This is a genomic window from Cognatilysobacter lacus (assembly GCF_008274655.1).
In the GTDB taxonomy this organism is placed as follows: Bacteria; Pseudomonadota; Gammaproteobacteria; order Xanthomonadales; family Xanthomonadaceae; genus Cognatilysobacter; species Cognatilysobacter lacus.
On sequence record NZ_VTRV01000284.1, the window covers coordinates 1 to 832 of the forward strand.

1 protein-coding gene is annotated in these 832 nt (G+C 70.7%); it reads left to right on the forward strand.

Translation table 11 applies throughout. The annotated features are described in order from the left end of the window. Window positions 1-832, forward strand: an 832-nt coding sequence (locus FW784_RS14100; RefSeq protein ID WP_149353947.1) for an FAD-dependent monooxygenase, incomplete at both ends; no start/stop codon positions are given.

Consider the following 832-nt stretch of genomic DNA (forward strand, 5'->3'; position numbering starts at 1 on the left):
CTGGAACGTCGCGCTGGTGGAGGCGCGCGAGCCGTCGCCTTGGCGCAACGACGCGCCCGACCTGCGCGTGTTCGCGCTCGCGCCCGATTCCATGTCGATGCTCGACAGCCTCGACGTCGGCCGCGCCGTCCGGAGCGCGCGCGCACCTGCGTATCGGCACATGGAGATATGGGATGCCGCCGGAGGTGGCGCGCTGCATTTCGATGCCGACCGCTTCGCGCGCCGCGAGCTCGGCTGGATCGTCGAGAACGCGTTGCTGGTCGATCGACTGTGGAATGCGCTGGCCAGCGAATCGATCAGCGTCCATGCGCCCGCACGCGTAGAGGCGATCGAGCAGGACGCGGACCATGCAACGCTTCGGCTGGACGGCGGTCGCCGGCTGCAGGCCCGGCTCGTCGTCGCGGCCGACGGTGCTGCATCGACGGTGCGCGATCTCGCGGGCATCGAAACGACCGCGCACGACTATCACGAAGGCGGCCTCGTCGCGTACGTCGACACGGCGCTGCCGCTTTCGGCTACGTGCTACCAGCGGTTCCTGCCGACGGGTCCGCTTGCCTTCCTGCCGGTCGACACGCATCGCTCATCGATTGTCTGGACGCTGCCCGCCGCCGAGGCGGAACGGCTGCGCGCGCTGGACGACGCCGGCTTTGAAATCGCGCTCACCGATGCGTCCGGCGGCCGCCTCGGCGAAGTGCGGCTCACATCGGCGCGCGCGGTATTTCCGCTGCGCCGTCAGCTGGCCACGGCGTATCGATCGGGTCGGCTCGTGCTGGTCGGCGACGCCGCGCACGTCGTGCACCCGCTCGCCGGGCAGGGCGTCAACCTGGGCCTG